Source organism: Pseudomonas sp. MF6751, from assembly GCF_016613265.1.
Taxonomy (GTDB): Bacteria; Pseudomonadota; Gammaproteobacteria; order Pseudomonadales; family Pseudomonadaceae; genus Aquipseudomonas; species Aquipseudomonas fluorescens_BV.
This window is the reverse complement of the sequence record NZ_JAENSV010000097.1, coordinates 1-1,189: the sequence shown is the minus strand read 5'-3', so window position 1 is coordinate 1,189 and position 1,189 is coordinate 1. Positions and strand designations below refer to the sequence as shown.

The window sequence follows — 1,189 nt, the reverse complement described above, 5'->3', positions numbered from 1 at the left end:
TGTGGGAGATTCTATGGTTGGGGGGAAGCCCCTAAACCCGCTTTTGATTGGTACTCGCTCTGGTTTTTCATGAGCGAAAAGGCGATACGCGCTAACTTGCGGGCGATGATGACCAGGGCTTGAGTTGTTTTCAGGCCCCTGGCCAGATAGCCCTCGTATAAAGGCTTCCAGGCTTCTGACCTAATACCGGCTGACGCCGCGTTATGCAGCAACCTGCGGATCTCTGAGTCTCCTTTCTTGCTTAACGAACGACGTCCGTTCATTTGCCCTGAGTCGGACACCCTCAAGTCCATTCCCAGAAATGCGATGTAAGCGTCAGCACTTTCAAACTCTCCTCGTTGAAAGGCCATAGTCAGGGCAACTGCCGTAAGAAAACCAATGCCCTCTACGGCTTGGCAGCGCCTGACTTGATGCAAGACACCCGCTTCAGTGACAGCAGCTAATATCCGTTTTTCAATGAGCGCTTCATGTCTATCAAGACAAGCTGAAATGCTCTTGGACGAGGCTTTGAGCAACGGCTCACCTGCCCAGCTCTGGTTCAGAGCAACACGCATCTTCACCAGTGCGGCACGTCGGCGAAGCAAGCTTTGAAGCTTGGTATAAATCTTCGGCGGCGGATTCCAGACACGCAGATCGGCCTGTTCATTTCTTAAATAGCGAGCTAGTAACTGCGCATCGCTGAGGTCTGTTTTGGCGCGCCCTCCAGTGCCTTTACGGTAGTGATTGAGGCGATATCCATCGATTACATAAACCTTATGACCCATTGAGTGAGCCAAGTTGACGGTATCCAGGTGATAGATATTGGTGGCTTCAATTGCAATCGCACTACCTGCGGGCAACGACTTCAGCCACGTTTTCAGCTCGGGTTTGTTGTTCGGTACGATCGTTGTTTCAGCCGTTTCACTTCGATAGACCACAACTTCAACCTTAGCGACATCCACACCGATGATTGATTGCGAGACAGTCATTGCCATGAAAAACGCTCCGGGTTAGGGTTTGCAGGCTTGTCGGGGCTTCACCATTGCGCTGGCTTGCTTCTATCGTCGGTCATGGCCGATGCATTCCTTATCGGCGCTTTGGTGAAGGGGTGGGGCGAAGTCTCCCACGGTCTGTACTGGCTAGAGTCAGATGCTGGCTTTTAGTCCCACCACCCCTACAAGTCTAACCATACAAGCTGGCTTGCCTGCGA

Annotated in this window: 1 protein-coding gene; it reads right to left on the bottom strand. The window is 52.1% G+C overall.

The window, feature by feature from the left end:
• Positions 1-11: 11 nt before the first annotated feature.
• Positions 12-974 (bottom strand): IS110 family transposase, encoded by a 963-nt coding sequence (locus JJD66_RS27875; RefSeq protein WP_200649528.1) that lies wholly within the window; start codon positions 972-974, stop codon positions 12-14.
• Between the last annotated feature and the right edge of the window lie 215 nt (positions 975-1,189).